At 64.4% G+C, this 16,760-nt stretch carries 8 protein-coding genes and 1 tRNA gene; 6 read left to right on the forward strand and 3 right to left on the reverse strand.

What is annotated here, in order from left to right:
* Positions 1 to 125: 125 nt before the first annotated feature.
* From IPK70_14800 to IPK70_14810, 3 genes are read right to left on the reverse strand one after another with little or no spacing between them, the layout of a single operon-like run.
* Positions 126 to 980, reverse strand: a complete 855-nt coding sequence (locus tag IPK70_14800; GenBank protein MBK8228428.1) for a 1,4-dihydroxy-2-naphthoyl-CoA synthase — start codon at positions 978 to 980, stop codon at positions 126 to 128.
* Between the two features lie 46 nt (positions 981 to 1,026).
* Complete coding sequence (locus tag IPK70_14805; protein MBK8228429.1) at positions 1,027 to 1,626, reverse strand: hypothetical protein; 600 nt, start codon at positions 1,624 to 1,626, stop codon at positions 1,027 to 1,029.
* A complete protein-coding gene (locus tag IPK70_14810; protein ID MBK8228430.1) occupies positions 1,623 to 3,128 on the reverse strand; it encodes a hypothetical protein in 1,506 nt (501 codons plus the stop codon). The genes IPK70_14805 and IPK70_14810 overlap by 4 nt, the downstream gene beginning before the upstream one ends.
* A gap of 65 nt (positions 3,129 to 3,193) precedes the next feature.
* Between IPK70_14810 and IPK70_14815 the strand changes: the two genes are divergently transcribed.
* The 6 genes from IPK70_14815 (at position 3,194) to IPK70_14840 (ending at position 16,641) form a co-directional block, all read left to right on the forward strand.
* The gene (locus tag IPK70_14815) at positions 3,194 to 4,189 is read left to right on the forward strand and encodes a hypothetical protein (GenBank protein ID MBK8228431.1); all 996 of its coding nucleotides are present in this window, start codon (positions 3,194 to 3,196) and stop codon (positions 4,187 to 4,189) included.
* A gap of 62 nt (positions 4,190 to 4,251) precedes the next feature.
* Positions 4,252 to 4,323 (forward strand) — tRNA-Arg (locus tag IPK70_14820).
* Positions 4,324 to 4,457: 134 nt separating this feature from the next.
* The gene (locus IPK70_14825) at positions 4,458 to 5,450 is read left to right on the forward strand and encodes a gliding motility-associated C-terminal domain-containing protein (GenBank protein ID MBK8228432.1); all 993 of its coding nucleotides are present in this window, start codon (positions 4,458 to 4,460) and stop codon (positions 5,448 to 5,450) included.
* Entirely contained in the window at positions 5,447 to 6,382 is a 936-nt protein-coding gene (locus tag IPK70_14830) for a type IX secretion system membrane protein PorP/SprF (protein ID MBK8228433.1), read from the forward strand. The genes IPK70_14825 and IPK70_14830 overlap by 4 nt, the downstream gene beginning before the upstream one ends.
* 13 nt (positions 6,383 to 6,395) lie before the next feature.
* The gene (locus IPK70_14835; protein ID MBK8228434.1) at positions 6,396 to 15,719 is read left to right on the forward strand and encodes a gliding motility-associated C-terminal domain-containing protein; all 9,324 of its coding nucleotides are present in this window, start codon (positions 6,396 to 6,398) and stop codon (positions 15,717 to 15,719) included.
* Positions 15,720 to 15,723: 4 nt separating this feature from the next.
* Positions 15,724 to 16,641 carry a type IX secretion system membrane protein PorP/SprF gene (locus IPK70_14840; GenBank protein ID MBK8228435.1) on the forward strand — a complete coding sequence of 306 codons (918 nt, stop codon included), beginning with the start codon at positions 15,724 to 15,726 and terminating at the stop codon, positions 16,639 to 16,641.
* Positions 16,642 to 16,760 lie beyond the last annotated feature (119 nt).

Below are 16,760 nucleotides of genomic sequence, written 5' to 3' on the forward strand. Positions count from 1 at the left end.
GAAGCAGCTGGAACCCGCGCATCCGGAGTCTCACCCAAGCCATCACGCGAATGCAGATTCGTGAGACGCCGGATGGCCGATTCCGCCTTCGTCGCTGCGATCGCCCGGCCTCCGGCGGGACGGTACTACGGGATCCACTTCCCCTTCCCGAACTGCGGCTTGCGCTTCTCGAGGAAGGCGTTGCGGCCCTCCTTCGCCTCGTCGGTCATGTAGGCCAGGCGCGTGGCTTCACCGGCGAAGACCTGCTGGCCCACCAGGCCGTCGTCGGTGAGGTTGAAGGCGAACTTCAGCATCTTGATCGCGGTGGGTGATTTCGCGAGGATCTCCTGGGCCCATTGCCAGGCGGTGCTCTCCAGCTCGGCATGCGGCACGCTCGCGTTCACCATGCCCATCTCGAAGGCGCGGTCGGCGGTGATGTCGCGGCCGAGGAAGAAGATCTCGCGGGCGCGTTTCTGTCCCACCATCTTGGCGAGGTAGGCGCTGCCGTAGCCGCCATCGAAGCTCGTCACATCGGCATCGGTCTGCTTGAACACCGCGTGCTCCTTGCTCGCGAGGCTGAGGTCGCACACCACATGCAGGCTATGGCCGCCGCCCACGCACCAGCCGGGCACGACAGCGATGACGACCTTCGGCATGAAGCGGATCAGGCGTTGCACCTCGAGGATGTTCAGGCGCGGCGTGCCGGCTCCGTCCACGTAGCCTTGATGTCCGCGCGCGCGCTGATCGCCGCCGCTGCAGAAGCTCCACACGCCATCCTTCGGGCTCGGCCCTTCGGCGCTGAAGAGCACCACGCCGGTATCGGTGTCCTCCTGCGCATCGTGGAAGGCCTCGAGCAACTCGCTCACCGTATGCGGACGGAAGGCGTTGCGGACTTCCGGGCGATTGAAGGCGATGCGCGCCACGCCGCCGCTCTTGCGGTAGGTGATGTCGGTGAAGGCCTTCGCTTCGCGCCATTCGGGCGGAGCGGCCTGAAGCTGCATGCGGGCTTTGGTCATGCGGCAAATATCGCTGGCTCAAGGCCGAGCATCACGGCAATGCCGCTGCGCAGCGCGCCACGAGCTCAGAGGCCAGGTCGCACGCAACGGCGGTGTTCGGTTCTTGCGTCCGCGATTCATCATTCGGCCGCATGAGCCAGAGCTCCCTGGCGCCCACAACGTCGGCGCCGCGTGCCTTTATCGCCTGAAGGAAGATACGATGCGCCCTGGCCGTTGAGCCGCTCCCCAAGGTGATCGCGATCACAGGCGCCTTGGCCATCCCCGGCTCCCGCTGCACATAATCCAGCACGCCTCCATCCGGCGCCCAGTTGTAGGTGTTCGCGATGACAATGCGCAGTTCCGCATCGAGGGGCGATTCAGTGTCCATCGAAGCTGCGTCCTGTACACGGGCGTTCCACCCCATGCTGTGCAGCCGCTTCGCCATGGCTGCCGCTACCTGAGCATCCAGGTCATAGATGGGGTCCGGGTCGAACACGATCAGCGCCGTGCGCGCATCCGCTTCATCGGCAAGCATGTATTCGCTGAAAGGCCGCCCCGGCCTTTCGGCCCACCACGTGAGCAATCCCCAGAAAAGGCCAACGCCAATGAGCACTCGCAGCGCGCGGCGCATCCAGCGCTTCGGCGGTTTCATGGCAACAAAGTTGGTGAATTGGCACCTGCACTGCGAGAGGAACGCCCCTGGAACACGAACGCAGCGCACACCACGCCGATGAAGAGCACCGGCAAGGTGTAGCGCTCCTCCACGCCGCGCTGCGCGTAGGCCAGGTAGAACAGGTAGGCGGCGCAGCCGAAGGAGAGCAGGCGCACGGGCAGCGGCACGCGCACGAGGAAGGCCAATGACGCCGCTGCGAGCAATGCGGCGTGCAGGATCGCGGAGGACCACCGGAGCGCTTCCATCAGGGGTTGGCCGCGCCACGTGTGCTGGAAGGCCCAGAGGTTGAGGTTCGAGTGCGCGATCATCTGCTTGAGCACACGCAGCGGCACCACCACATGATGATGCCAACGATGCGCGCGGCGCCATTCCCGGGTGATCGCTTCCAGGTCGAACAGGATGCCTTGTTCCTCGCGGGTGATGGAGCGGATGGTGCCCTCCGGCGTGCCGAGCGCAGGCGCCAATTGCGCGCAGGTGAAGCGCTGCCAGCGCAGGAAGGCGCGTTCAATTCCGACGGATTGCTCGCTGCTGAGCATTCCGGGAGGCGCGAGCCGGAGGAAGCGCTCGGCATGCGTGGCAGATGTATCGCATAGCAGGGCTGCAGCGAAGGCGTCCTCCATCACCGGATGGAAGGCATCGCCGCGTGTGCCCCAGCTCTTGGCCAGATCCCAGAACGCTCCGTGCGTGGGTCGCTCGATGCCCGCAGCGCTGGCGGAATACAGCGGGTGCAGTCCCACCAGGGCTTCGGCGCGGACCACGTTCATCAGCCACCAGCCGAGCAGCGGTGCCAAAGCGAGCAGCGCGAAGGTTGATGCACGCAGCCAGCCGGTCCGCAGCAATCCCGGCAACAGCGCGAGGCCCGTCCACAGCAAGGCGGGCCGCGTGAACATGATCAGCGACCACAGCGCCAGCCCGGCAAAGAGCCAGCGGCGATGCGTGGCGTGCCGATCCTGCCTCGGCAGGCAAGCGCGAAACGCGCAGCAGAGCAGCAGCACCGAGAGCGATGGCGTGATGCCTTCCGTGAAGGTGTGGAAGAGGAAGCCGTGGAAGGTGGGCATCATGGCCAATGCAAGGATCAGCGGCCAGCGGATCCGGCCATCGATGCCTCCGCGCACCAGCGTGTCCCACAGCATGGCCACTGCGAACGCATAGAGCAGGCATTGCATCCACACCAGTGCACTGATGGCAGGAAGGGGGTCGAGCACCAGGCGGGGCAGCAGGTAGAAGAGGGAGTAGCCGGGCGCCCGCAGCGATGGACGGTGCGCCTCGGGCGCCTGCTCGAGGTCGGGCCGCGCGCCGAGCAGCCGATCGACGCCTTGCAGGTAGGAGGCATCGTCGGTGCTGATGAGGGCACGGCCATCGCGGACATTGGCCCGCGCCGGCGAATCGGCCATGGCGCCGATGCTGATGCGGTTCCAGGCCTGCGCGCAAAGCAGCGCCAGCAGCGCGATGAGCACGTGGGTGAGGTAGCGCGCCGGCATGCGTTCAGCTACGAATGTAGAAGTGCTTGTTGCGCGAACGCCCCATCGTGCGGAGCTTCGGCGCCGTGAAACCAGTCCTGCTCCCTGTCGCGGTGCTCCTGCCGCTCTTCGTCTCTGCGCAGAAAGCCGCCCGGAAACCTGCGCGCTTCGATGCCGCCGTGGTGGCCATCATCGTCCCGAGCGACGACCCCGCTAACGCTGCGTTCAACCCAGCAGTGCAGGAGCCGCGCATCGTGCTGGCCAACAAGGGCACCGAGTCGCTGTCGGGCATCTCCGTGCGTTACGGCACGGTGGGCTTCGCGCCGCGCATGTTCGCTTGGACGGGCCGGCTGGCTCCTGGCGCCACCACTGAGGTGAAGCTCACGCACCTGATCGACATGCGACCGGGACTGAACACCTTCACCGTATCGCTCGGCGACCCCAACGGTCGAAAGGACCGCAACAAGGCCGACAATACGCTGAGCGGCACCTTCACTTCGGCTGATGCCTGGGCAAGCCCGCTCACCGTGCGCATGCGCTTGCCCGCAGGCAATGGCGGCCGCATCCGCCTGGAGAGCACGCGCGGTCCGGTGCACATCGATCACGCTTGGAAGTCGGGCAGCGACACGGTGCTGAGCGAAACACTGCGCTTGCCGCCGGGCAGCTATCTGCTGCATGCCGTGGACAGCGGCAAGGCCGATGCGGCATCGGTCCGGATCATCAGCGGGGGGGCTGATCTTCTGAAAGCGGTGCGCAGCGCGCCGAAGGAAGGCACGCTGTACCAGTTCAGGGTGGAGGCCGACGCGCCGCTCGATCCAAGGCCACGCACGGATGCGTTGCTGCTGAGGCGTCCGGGAAGGGGCATGGCCGTGGTCGATGTGTTCACCGCCAAGCCAGCGCGCCTATTCGTGAAGAATGGACGCAGTGAAGCGCTGATGGAATGGCAGGTGCCGGAGCAATTGAACAAAGAGTACCCAGTCGACCTTTCGGCGCAGCCCGCCGGGAGCTATGCCATCCTGCTCAATGAGGATGGCCGAGAGACGCAGGTGGGCCAGATCGACCTGTTCGATGCCGCGCCTTGATGAGCGCACGATCCTACTTTCGCGCCCGCCTTCCGCAGGGAGGCCCAGTCGCTCCGGCGCCCGGCCCCATAGTTCAATGGATAGAATAGGAGTTTCCTAAACTCTTGATCCAGGTTCGACTCCTGGTGGGGTCACTCGCCTTCCTGCTTCGCGCCCCTTAACAGAACGCTGTGTGAAAATGCGCTGCGGCCCTTGCCGGGCGCCGCGCACGCTGCGGGCAACTTGCGGCGGGGCAGTGCGCGCGTGCGCGTGCCCCCCGCACGCACCCATGCGCCTGGTACTCGCATCCCTGCTTTCGCTGATCGCCGCGAGCGCCTTCGCGCAGCCCGCCAATAGCAATTGCGCCACGGCATCGCAGCTCTGCGCGCAGCAGGCCGCAACGGGCAACAACACGGGAGCCAACGGCGCAGGGCCGGTGTACTGCCAGCCGGGCGGCAACCAGGTGTGGTACACCTTCACCACCAACAGCGTGGGCGGCACGGCCACCGTATCGCTCAATGGCATCAACTGCCCGCTGGTGGGCGGCATGGACAATGAGCTGAGCATGGCGGTGCTCTCCGGCAGCGCCAATTGCAATCCCGCGAACTTCGGCTTCGTGGGCCCGTGCGAGACGGACAGCATGCCGTTCAGCATCACCACGCAGCCGCTCACGCCCAATACGCAGTACTGGGTGGTGGTGAGCGGTGCGCAGAATGGAGGCGCCATCACCCCCGCGCAGTGCGATTTCGGCATCGATGTGAGCGGCCCCGGCGTGGATGTGATCGGCGTTGATTTCTCCGCCGGCCCGGATGCGGAGATCGCCCAGGGCGGCGCGGTGCAGCTCGATGCTTTCGGCGGCACCACCTACGATTGGTCGCCCACCAGCGGCCTGAGCGGAAATGGCATCCCGGACCCCATCGCCAACCCGTCGAGCACCACCACCTACGCGGTGACCACCACCATCAATGGCTGCACCTACACGGATACGGTGGTGGTGGATGTGGTGCGACTGGTGAATCCGCCCAACACCTTCACGCCCAACAGCGATGGCCGCAACGATGCCTGGGAGATCCCGGGCATCCAGGATTATCCCGGCGCGGTGGTGATGATCTACGACCGCTGGGGCCAGCGCGTGTTCAACAGCAATGGCTACCGCGAGCCGTGGGATGGCACGCGCAATGGCCGGCCGCTGAGCGAGGGCACCTACTACTACTACATCGAGCTGAATCCGCTCGAGGGCCGCTCCGATCCATACACGGGCTACGTCTCGATCATCCGATGAAGGCCGCACCGCTGCTCATGGCCCTGCTGCTGCCCTTCCTGGGGCAGGGCCAGCAGCTCACGCAGTACACGCAGTACGTGTTCAACCACTTCAGCGTGAACCCGGCCGTGGCCGGCAGCAAGGACTGCCTCGACGTGCGCTTGGGCTACCGCCGCCAATGGGTGGGCCTCGATGGCGCCCCCAACACCGGCTGGGCCAGCATTCATGCCACCATCCAGAAGAAGGGGGCGGTGAAGAAGAACAAGCACGGGGTGGGCTTCTTCGCCGAGAGCGACAACGCGGGCAACTGGGGCTATACGCGCCTTTCGCTGGCCTACGCCTACCATATACAGATGTCGCGCGACTACCATATGAGCATGGGTTTCTTCGGTGGAGCGCAGCAAGTGAAGTACGACGTGGGCGCCAGCACCTTGGTGGACTACAACGACCCCGCGCTCAATAGCCGAGCCAACACCCTGGTGGCGCCGGAGCTCACACCGGGCATCTTCCTCTACAACAAGAAGGCCTGGGGCGGCATCAGCATGCACCAGATCCTCGCCAACCGCATCAACGGCATCGGCACGGACTCGCGGCTTGCGCGGCAATTCATGCTCAGCGGCGGTTACAAGTACCGCATCGGCCGCAAGGTCTCGCTCGCGCCCAGCCTGCTGCTGAAGAAGAGCAAGGCCGCACCGTGGGCCCTCGATATCAACGGCATGGTGGAGTGGAACCGCAAGTTCGGGCTTGGCGTGGGCTACCGTGCCGGCGATGCGGTCACCTTCAACATGAAAGTGAGCTTCGCGAAGCTCTTCCAGTTGGGCTACAGCTACGATGTGACCACATCGCGCCTGCGCCTCGGAAGCTCCAACACGCACGAGATCATCCTGGCCATCACGCCATGCAGCCAGGAGAGCATCGGCCGCCGAGCCATCAACTGCCCCGCTTTCGACTAGAACCTGATCCGCGATGCGCACCCACTACCGCCACCTCCTCATCGCCGCGCTGCTCCTGCTTACCGCCGGCACGGCGCTGAGCCAGCGCCGCACCCTCTTTTGGGTGGGCGGCAGCGGCGCCTGGAGCGATGCCGCGCACTGGAGCCTGACCGAGCACGGACCGGGCGGCGCCGGGATTCCCGGGACAATTGATGATGCGGTGCTGCGGATGAAAGGCGAAGATGTGGTGAGGCTCGAAGGGAATGCGCGCTGCAACAACCTGCGCGTGGATGCGCGTGAAGGCTTCGCGCGCTTCACCGGTGCTCCCGGCAATGAGCTGCGCGTGCATGGCGACTTCGTGCTGAGCGGAAGCGTGCATTGGGCCTTCGATGGCACGGTGCGCTTGAGCGGTGATGGGGAAGGGAAGGTGATCGATGCGCGCGCGATCCCCCTGCGCGGCCAACTGCGCTTCGATGGCGGCGGTTCGTGGAGCATCGTGAGCGACCTGCACCTGACGGATGGCGATATCACCTGGAGGGCGGGAACCGTGCATGCAGCGGGCGCACTCGTGCGCGCGCGAACCCTTTGCAGCGAAGGGCGTGGCGCCAAACGCTTGATGGCCGGCCGCAGCGTGATCCAGCTGGCGCAAGCGCCGGAGCCCGGCGTGATCGATCGCGTGGTGGAGCAGCAACAGGCGGTGATCACGGTGGGCAATGCGCCCATCAGCGCTGACCTCGCCATTCCGCCAGCGGGCAATGACCGCGATGTGGTGGTGTGCGCCACCGGTGGCGGGCAAACGCCCTTCGTGGCAACGACCTCCGCCACGACCAGCTACAATGGCTTCAACATCAGTTGCCGGGGCGAATGCGACGCGACCATCACCGTGAACGTGACCGGTGGCGTTGGCCCCTTCACCTATTCATGGCTCTTCGGCGGCCCGAACACGCAGACCTGGATCGGCGCTTGCGGCGGACCGCAGATCGTGGTGGTCACCGATGAAGGGCAGGGCGTGAGCTGCGGCGTGCCCATCAATGTCACCGAGCCGAACCCCTTGGGCGTGATCTTCTTCGGCGCAGGCTCACCGCCTGCCTGCGCTGACGTTTGCAACGGATCGCGCACCGCGCTGGCCATCGGCGGAGTAGCGCCGCACAGCTACAACTGGAACAACGGCGCGGGCACGGGCTCCTCGTTCAACCAGCTCTGCGCGGGCGTCAATACGCTGGTGATCACCGATGCCAACCTCTGCACCTTCGATACCACCTTCACCTTCGACCTGCAGCCGATCACGCCCAACCTGACGTTCACGGATGTGACATGCAACGGTGTGTGCGATGGCACGGCGAGCGTGAATCCTACCGGAGGCACGCCGGCGATCAGCGTCACCTGGGCGCCGCCGCCGGGTGCGGGTCAAGGCACCAACAACGCCACCGGGCTTTGCGCGGGTCCTTACAGCGTGCTCCTGGTCGACGCGAACGGCTGCGATACCACGATCAACTTCATCATCAATGAGCCGCCGCCGATCGTGCCGAACCCGGCGCAGACCGATGCGAGCTGCTTCGGCATATGCGATGGAACCGCCACAGTGAATCCCAGTGGCGGCATAGGGCCTTACTCCTACAGCTGGGTGCCGCCGCCCGGCGGGGGCCAAAGCACCAATGCCGCAACCGGTTTGTGCGAAGGCAGTTACACGGTGACCATCACCGATCAGGCGACGAATTGCATCACGACCCAGGATTTCACCATCGCAGCGCCGCCTGCCATCGACGTGCAGGGAACCTTGACGCCAGCAAGCTGCTCCGATGCCTGCGATGGCGAGATCAGCCTCATCATCTCCGGCGTGCTGCCGCCCTTCACCATCACCTGGTCGCCGAACGTCTCGGGCCAAGGAACACCGAATGCGACAGCGCTCTGCCCCGGTGACTACAGCGTGACGGTAGCCACGCCGAACGGCTGCGACACCACGCTCACCTTCAATGTGCCTTCGCCGCCGCCGCTGAATGCGCAGCTCACGCCGGTCGATGCCAGCTGCGCAGGTGTCTGCGATGGCGAGGCTTCGGTGACCGTCTCCGGCGGAACGGCGGGCTACACCTACTTGTGGGCGCCGAACGTGACCGGCCAGGGCACTCCGAACGTTACCGGGCTCTGCGCGGGCAGCTACACCTTGCTCGTATCCGATGCGAATGGCTGCGATACGCTGATCGCCTTCACCATCAACGAGCCGCCGCCGATCGTGGTGGTGCCCACGCAGACCGATGTGACCTGCGGCAGCTCATGCGATGGCACCGCTAGCGTGGCGGTGAGCGGAGGCGCGCCGGGGTATACCTATCTGTGGACGCCGAACGTGACCGGCCAGGGCACCCCGAACGCCACGGATCTCTGTGCAGGTCCGTACTCTGTGCTGATCACCGATGCGAACGGATGCACCATCACGCAGGCCTTCACCATACTGGATGCCGTGCCATTGGAAGTCTCGCTCCAAGTGCTGCCTGCGAGCTGTCCGGACGCGTGCGATGGATCGGCGGGCGTAATCGTGACGGGTGGAGTTGGACCGTACACCTACGACTGGCAGCCGCCGCCCACCGGCCAGGGCACGCCGAACGTGACGGGCCTTTGCGCGCAGGCCTACACCTTGCTCATCACCGATGCCGTCGGTTGTGATACGCTCATCGCCTTCACGGTTCCCGCTCCTCCGCCGATCTCGGTGACGAGCACTGTAACCGATCCGAGCTGCTCCGGCGATTGCAATGGCAGCATCAGCGTGCAGGCCAGCGGCGGTAATGGCGCATTCACCTATGCATGGGCGCCGAACGTGACCGGCCAAGGCACGCCGGATGCGACGGCCTTGTGCGCCGGTGATTATCAAGTCACCATCACCAGCGGCGGTTGCGACACCACGCTCACCTTCACCCTTACCGACCCGCCGCAGATCGATGCCGTGCTTTCCACTACGGATGCAAGCTGCGCCGGGGAATGCGATGGCACAGCATCCGTGACCGTGAGCGGTGGCAATACGCCCTACAGCTTCGTGTGGGCTCCGAATGTGATCGGCCAGGGCACCCCAGACGCCATCGACCTCTGTCCAGGCAACTACACCGTGCTGGTCTCGGATGCGCTCGGGTGCGACACGCTCATCGCCTTCACCATCATTGAGCCGCCGCCGTTGGCAGTTGATCTTGTGACCACCCCTGCGAGCTGCGGCGGCGCATGCGATGGCACGGCCACCGCGAGCGTCAGCGGTGGAGCAGGGCCGTACCAATACGATTGGCAGGCGCCTCCCGGCGCAGGCCAAGGCACGCCCAACGCCACGGATTACTGCCCCGGCGCCTACACGCTCACCGTGACCGATGCGAATGGCTGCACGTTGGTCACGCCCTTCGCGATCAGCACGCCATCGGGCATCGATGCGCAGTTCAGCACCACGCCCACCAGTTGCGGCAATGACTGCGATGGCACTGCAACCGTGAACGCAACAGGCGGGATTGAGCCCTACACCTGGCTTTGGGACCCTGTGCCCGGCGGCGGGCAGGGCACACCGAACGTGACTGGGCTTTGCCAAGGCATCTACACGCTTCAGATCACGGATGCCGCGCAGTGCGACACGGTGCTCTTCATCAACATCACCGGCCCAACGCCGATCGAGCCCAACGCCTCGCAGACCGATGAAGACTGCAACGGGCCTTGCAACGGCACCGCCACGGTGAACCCCATAGGCGGTTCGGGGACCTACACCTTCGTTTGGAGCCCGCCCCCGCCTGCAGGTCAGAGCACCAATAGTGTGTCGCAGCTCTGCCCCGGCATCTGGAGCGTGACCATCGACGATGGCATTGGATGCGACACCACGGTTGTCTTCGACATCCTGCCCAAGGTGCCGATCGACAACAACGTGGCATGGTCAGATGCGACATGCCCGAACGCCTGCGATGGGACCGCGCAGGTTTTCCCCACTGGTGGAATCCCGCCTTACTCCTATGTCTGGTCGCCGAACCCGCCCGTTGGACAAGGCACTGAAGCGGTATCAGGCCTGTGCCTAGGCCTATGGAGCGTCACCGTGATCGACGCCGTGGGCTGCGAGGCCTCAACACCCTTCTTCGTAGGTGCGCCACCGCCGTTCAGTGCTGGCCTGGTGGTGCTGCCGGAGAGCTGCGCTGGGGCTTGCACGGGATCCGCCACGGTAACACCAACGGGTGGCTCAGGTTCGATCAGCATCTCTTGGTCACCGCCGCCAGGCGGCGGACAAGGCACAACCACGGCCACGGGCCTCTGCGCGGGCATCACGTATTCGGTAACGCTCATCGATTCCATCGGGTGCGACAGCACTTTCACCTTCACGGTGGATCCCTTCGCACCGATTGAACCGAACAGCAGCAGCACGCCGGTGAGTTGCGCTGGCGCGTGCGATGGCACTGCTACAGTGGGACCGACCGGCGGCACCGCGCCTTACACCTACATGTGGATGCCGGGCATGCAGGACACGCCGCAGGTCACCGACCTCTGCGAAGGCGTGTACACGGTGACGATCACCGATGCGAACAACTGCAGCACCGATGCGCAAGTGATCATCACCGGTCCACCAGCGATCGATGCAAACGCCACGGTGACGCCGATCTCCTGCAACGGGCAATGCGATGCTTCCATCGTGCTGAACACTGCGGGCGGAACCGGCAATTACACGTACACCTGGGCGCCCATCCCTCCGAACGGGCAAGGACAATCGAGTGCGACGAACCTCTGCTCTGGAACTTGGGACGTGGTGATCACTGACGACAGTGGCTGCAGCGTGCCATTCTCCTTCGACCTGACGGAGCCAGACGCGCTCACCTTGAGCGTGGCGTCGACAACGAGCGAGTGCCAGGTCTGCATCGGCACCGCCACGGCAACGGTTGGGGGCGGCACTGACCCGCTCTCTGTTGAATGGTACAGCGCTGGCGGCAGCCTGGTTGGCGCCGGAACGAGCATCACCGATTTGTGCGCCGGTGTGTACACGGTGGTGGTCACCGACGCGAACGGATGCACGCTTCAGCAAGCGGTCCCGATCACCGACTCGGCGGGTGAGGACATCACAGCGAACGACGGCAGCACGAGCTGTCCGAACACCTGCGATGGCGGCGTGAGCGTGGACTTCGTATGCGCTGATGCACCCTGCGCGATCGCCTGGTTCGACGCACAAGGCAATGATCTCAACCAGAATGGCAATTCACTCTCGAACCTCTGCCCCGGCGATTACCTCGTGCAAGTCACGAATGCGTCGGGCTGCGTGAGCGTCGATACGGCAACCGTGGTAGCGCCTGCGCCCACTGAGCTGCTTATCAGCAGCACGCCGGTGAGCTGCGCGGGCGATTGCGATGGCACGGCGACTGTAGGGGTGAACGGCGGCACGCCCCCCTTCACATGGACCTGGTCCCCCGAACCGGGAGGTGGCCAGGGCACTCCGTTGGCCACGGGCCTTTGCGCTGGCGTGTATACCGTGCTCATCATCGACGACGGCGGCTGCGACACCACTGCGCAGGTGCTGATCACCGAGCCGTTGCCGATTGCCATTGATGCGGTTGTAACCGGCATCACGTGCGCTGGTGATTGCAATGGCAGCATCGCGCTCACGATCACCGGTGGAACGCAAGCCTACACCGTGGTGTGGAATCCTGTTCCTCCCAACGGACAGGGCGTGCTCACGGCCACGGATCTCTGCGCGGGGCAATACACGGCGACGGTGACGGACGCCAATGGCTGCACTTCCATTGCGAGCTACGACGTGATCGAGCCGCAGCCTTTGCTGGTCAGCGTGAGCACCACGCCCAGCACTTGTCCGGATTGCGATGGACAGGCCACAGCAACCATCACTGGCGGCACCGCGCCGTATGCCGTGAACTGGTTCCTCGGTGGCGCGCTTGTCGGCACCGGTGAGAGCATCAGCAATCTCTGCGGTGGACTTTACACGGTGGAGGTGACGGATGACAATGGCTGCGCGGTCTCGCAGGTCGTGCAGGTGAGCGACAGTAACGCCGAGGCGCTCACGCCAGTGAACGGCCAGACCACATGCGGCAACAGCTGTGACGGTTCGGTGAGCGTGAGCTTCGTGTGCACCACACCACCGTGCAACCTGGTCTGGTTCGATGCGGGCGGCAATGTGATCGCGGTGAATGAAGGCATGGTGGACAGCCTTTGCGTGGGCGTCTACACAGCGCAAGTGACCAACGGAAGCGGCTGCGTGAGCTTCACCGACGCCGAGGTGGTGCCCTCACAGACGATTGTCCCGAACCTGAGCAGCACGCCGGTGAGCTGCGCTGGCGCCTGCGATGGAACGGCAACAGTTGGCCCAACAGGCGGCATCGAGCCCTACACCTTCATCTGGTCGCCGGGCGGTCAATCGACGCCGCAGGTCACCGGCTTATGCGCTGGCGTGTACGAAGTGCTCATCGCCGATTCCACGGGTTGCGATACCACGGTTCAGGTGCTCATCACCGAGCCGCAGCCGCTCGATGCGACCGCCACGGTTGAGGATGCGCTCTGCACTGGTGATTGCAATGGATCGATCAGCGTGATCGTCACCGGCGGCACTCAGCCATACATCTATGCCTGGTCGCCCAACGCGAACGGGCAAGGCACGCCAACGATCACCGATCTGTGCCCAGGCACTTACACGCTCACGGTCACGGATGCGAATGGGTGCAGCCTCACGCTGGACTACACGGTGAATGAGCCACAGCCCCTTCAAGCCACTGTGAGCACGACACTCAGCGAATGCGGGCTGTGCAACGGAACCGCCTCAGTGGCCATCACCGGTGGAACCCCGCTCTACTTCATCACCTGGATGAGCGGCGCCTCGATCATCGGGACAGGAGACACGATCACCGATTTGTGCGCGGGGTTCTATGACGCCATCATCACGGATGCCAACGGATGCAGCATCACGGAGCTCGTTGCGATCAGCGATGCCGATGGCGAGCAGCTCACCATGACCGATGGCATCACCAGCTGCCCCGGTGATTGCGACGGCGTGGTGAGCGTGGATTACGCCTGCTCGCAGCCCCCATGCACCACCGCGTGGTTCGATGCGGATGGAAACGACCTGAATGAGCCGGGGAACACGCTCAGCAACCTGTGCGCGGGCCTCTACCTCGTGCAGGTCACCAACGGCATCGGCTGCATCACCATCGACACGGCCTTCGTCACGGAGCCGGATCCGATCGTTGCCAACCTGAGTACCACGCCAGCCATCTGCGCAGGCTTCTGTGATGGCACCGCAACCGTTGGCCCCAGCGGCGGACAAGGACCGTACGAGATACTCTGGCAACCGAGCGGTGAGATCACGCCGACCATCACGGGTCTCTGCGCCGGACAGATCAGCGTCACCATCACCGATGCCGCAGGTTGCTCCATCACGCAGGATGTGCTGATCCTGGAGCCGCAGCCACTCAGCCTCACGGACACGATCACGCCCATCACCTGCAACGGCGCCTGCGATGGCAGCATTACCGTGGTGGCCACGGGCGGCATACAACCATACGCGTATCTCTGGTCACCGACGCCTCCAGGCGATCCAACGCAGCCGGGCATCACTGGCCTCTGCGCGGGCGATTGGACCGTGACCGTGACCGACGCCAACGGCTGCACGCTGTCGGAGACCTTCACGTTAGTTGATCCGCCGGTGCTCGATGCGCAGGTGATCACCACGGACAACCTGTGCTTCGGCGATTGCGAGGGAACAGCCGGCGCGACGATCAATGGAGGCGTGGCGCCTTATGCGATCGCGTGGGCAGATGCGAGCGGCAACATCATCGCTTCGGATACGCTCGACGTGAGCAGCCTCTGCGCAGGTGACTACACGCTGACTGTCGCCGATGCGAACGGCTGCGTGCTCAGCGTGCCCTTCACCATCACGCAAGGCGATGCGATCGAGGCCAACTTGCTGTGGACGAACGAGACCTGCTTCGGCCCCTGCGACGGCACGGCATCGATCACGCCCAGTGGCGGGGCTGAGCCATACGCCATCGATTGGCGCGATCCCGATGGCAACCTCATCGCGCAGGATGTGACCGATGTGAGCGGGCTCTGCGCCGGAACGAATACCGTGACCATCACGGATGCGCTTGGCTGCGACACCACCTACGCTTTCACCGTGCTGCCCTATACCACGATCACTGACAATGCCACGGTGACCAATGTGCAATGCAACGGCGATTGCGACGGCAGCATCGTGCTGAACGCGAACGGCGGCATCGGAGCTTACACCTACACCTGGGACCCGGTTCCGCCGAACGGCCAGGGCTCGGCATCGGCCACCGCGCTCTGCCCCGGCACCTACACCGTGACGATCACGGACGGCGCAGGCTGCAGCCAGGCGTTCAGTTACGCCATCACCGAACCGCCGGTACTCAATGTCGCCGTGGATCAGGTGGTGGATGCGAGCTGCGCCACCGCGAGTGATGGCGCAATCACCGTGACTGCCAGCGGAGGAACGCCGGGCTACACGTTCAGCTGGAGCGGTCCAGGCGGGTTCAATTCCAGCGATGAGGACATCAGCAATCTGGCTCCGGGCAGCTACACGCTCACCTTGACGGATGACAATGGCTGCGCATTCACCATCACGGTGGACGTCGGTGCGCTCGCAACAGTGATTGCTGATGCCGGTCCGGACCAAACGGAATGCTCGGGCGTGGGCGTAACGCTCGATGGAACGAACAGCACCGGTGCAGTGACCTACGCCTGGTTCGATGACCAAGGCGAACTGATCAGCGGATCGCCGGTGCTAGACCTCGGCGGCCTCGCGCCGGGCACATACACCTTCACGCTCACCGTGAGCGATGGTCCTTGCTCAGACAGCGATCAGGTCACGGTCACCATCCTCGACCTGCCCATTGCAGATGCGGGTCCTGACCAAGTGATCTTCCTCAGCGAAACCGCTCAGCTGGGCGGCGCGCCCACAGGCCCTGCTGGATCGACCTTCAACTGGCAGCCCGATTCCCTGCTGAACAACGGCAGCACCGCCGACCCGATCGCTGATACGCAGGAGACCACCTGGTTCACCGTGCTGGTCACCGCTCCCAATGGTTGCGTCGCCCTCGACTCTGTTCTGGTCACAGTGGTGCCCGAAGTGGTGATCACCAACGGCTTCACGCCGAACGGCGATGGCTGGAACGACGCCTGGGTGATCGATTACATCAACCTCTTCCCGGAGTGCGAGGTGGAGATCTACAACCGCTGGGGCGACATGCTCTTCCGCAGCGTAGGCTACAAGACGCCGTGGGATGGCCGCTATTCGGGCGGTTTCGTTCCGGTCGGCACCTACTACTACGTGATCAAGCTCAACGACCCGCGCTTCCCTGAGCCCTATACCGGTCCGCTCACCGTGATCCGCTGACGCCATGAAGAACCTCCGCCTCCTGATTCCGATCGCCGCGGTGCTCATGGCCGCGATGCCCATGCATGCGCAGCAGCTGCCGCAGCTCACGCAGTACATGCACAACGACTACATATTCAATCAGGCCGTGGCCGGAAGCCGCGCGGCCTTCGAGCTGCGCAGCGGCCACCGTTACCAGTGGGTGGGCGTGCAGGATGCGCCGCGCACCTTCACCCTGAGCGGGCACTCTGCCATCGGCAAGCGCATGGGGGTGGGCGGCTACCTCTACACCGATCATGTGGGCCCCACGCGGCGCACGGGGTTCCAGCTCAGTTATGCTTACCATCTCCCCATCACGGAGGACCTCAAGCTCGGCTTCGGCCTTGGCTTCGGCATGCTGCAATTCCTGATCGATGGCAGCAAGATCACCTTCCACGACCAAGGCGATCCGATCCTCGATGATCAGTTGCGCGGCGAAGTGAAACCCGACGCCACCTTTTCCTTCCTCCTGCACCACGAGCGCTTCTGGTTGGGCGCTGCTGCTCCGCAATTGCTCAACAACGAGGTGGTTTTCCTTCACGAGAACACCGGTACGCTCAGCCGCATGGAACGGCACTACTATGCCATGGGGGGGTATCGGCTGCCAGTTGGAGAGGACCTCCGGATTGAGCCGAGCTTCATGCTGAAGTACGTTTCGCCGGTGCCCATGAAGCTCGATGTGAACCTTACCGCCCGCTACAAGGAGGCCGTTTGGATAGGAGCCGGATACCGCACCAACGATGCTTGGTGCGCGATGATCGGCTACTGGCACAAGAAGCAATTCCAGTTCGGCTACAGCTACGATGTGATCACCAGCAACCTGCGCAACTACAGCACGGGCACGCACGAGGTGACCCTAGCGGTGACCATCCGGAAGCAAGCAGCAGCCCTGCATGCAGAGTAACCGGAAGCACTCGGCGGCGTCTAGACGCGAGCGAGTACCAGATCGATTCGTCGATAGCCTGCGCCCCATGGTCGATATGCCTTAGAGCGACGCGCCTTTGCTTGACCCTGTCGGGCTAT

It is taken from the genome of Flavobacteriales bacterium (genome assembly GCA_016712535.1).
Lineage (GTDB): Bacteria > Bacteroidota > Bacteroidia > Flavobacteriales_F > PHOS-HE28 > PHOS-HE28.

Coding starts and splice junctions, on each gene's coding strand:
- IPK70_14805 (MBK8228429.1), bottom strand. CDS start 1,626: ATGAAACCGCCGAAGCGCTGGATGCGCCGCGCGCTGCGAGTGCTCATT.
- IPK70_14825 (MBK8228432.1), top strand. CDS start 4,458: ATGCGCCTGGTACTCGCATCCCTGCTTTCGCTGATCGCCGCGAGCGCC.
- IPK70_14800 (MBK8228428.1), bottom strand. CDS start 980: ATGCAGCTTCAGGCCGCTCCGCCCGAATGGCGCGAAGCGAAGGCCTTC.
- IPK70_14830 (MBK8228433.1), top strand. CDS start 5,447: ATGAAGGCCGCACCGCTGCTCATGGCCCTGCTGCTGCCCTTCCTGGGG.
- IPK70_14810 (MBK8228430.1), bottom strand. CDS start 3,128: ATGCCGGCGCGCTACCTCACCCACGTGCTCATCGCGCTGCTGGCGCTG.
- IPK70_14835 (MBK8228434.1), top strand. CDS start 6,396: ATGCGCACCCACTACCGCCACCTCCTCATCGCCGCGCTGCTCCTGCTT.
- IPK70_14840 (MBK8228435.1), top strand. CDS start 15,724: ATGAAGAACCTCCGCCTCCTGATTCCGATCGCCGCGGTGCTCATGGCC.